This window comes from Tritonibacter sp. SIMBA_163 (assembly GCF_046535935.1).
In the GTDB taxonomy this organism is placed as follows: domain Bacteria; phylum Pseudomonadota; class Alphaproteobacteria; order Rhodobacterales; family Rhodobacteraceae; genus Epibacterium; species Epibacterium scottomollicae.
The window spans coordinates 1-394 of record NZ_JAWJBP010000154.1; the positions used below are offsets into that span (position 1 = coordinate 1).

Annotated in this window: 2 protein-coding genes; both read left to right on the plus strand. The window is 31.5% G+C overall.

Annotated features, from left to right (window positions below; translation table 11 throughout):
• Positions 1 to 206, plus strand: a 206-nt coding sequence (locus tag R0J92_RS21870) for a hypothetical protein (protein ID WP_411053190.1), incomplete at its 5' end; no start/stop codon positions are given.
• 81 nt (positions 207 to 287) lie between these two features.
• Positions 288 to 394 (plus strand): hypothetical protein (locus tag R0J92_RS21875; RefSeq protein ID WP_411053191.1); only part of this gene is annotated, 107 nt, incomplete at its 3' end.

The following is a 394-nucleotide window of genomic DNA, read 5'->3' on the forward strand; positions in this document are numbered from 1 at the left end:
GTGTAACCATTAGAAGTGATTTATTGTCCTTAGAAAGTTATTCAAAAAAAGTTGATGAAAATCGAGAACTATATTTGAATGAGGCAAAAACTGCGGTTACGGTGAATGCTGTTACCAGTAAGCATACCTTAATTATTCAAACAGAATTGAAAAAAGAAAAAGGCGGATGGGTTGTTGATAATGTTCAAGTAAAAGGAAGTAATTGATTAATAGTGTAAAAATATTGATTTATTTGTTATTATTTACGAAAGTAAGAATTATTTGATAATTGGGGAGGTGTAAGGGTTATGCAGGATTTGATACCATATGATCTAGTAACTACCAAGTTAAATGATTGGTATAGAGCCATAAAGGCAGAAAATGTTGACTTGGCGAGAGAAATTAAGCAGCAAGT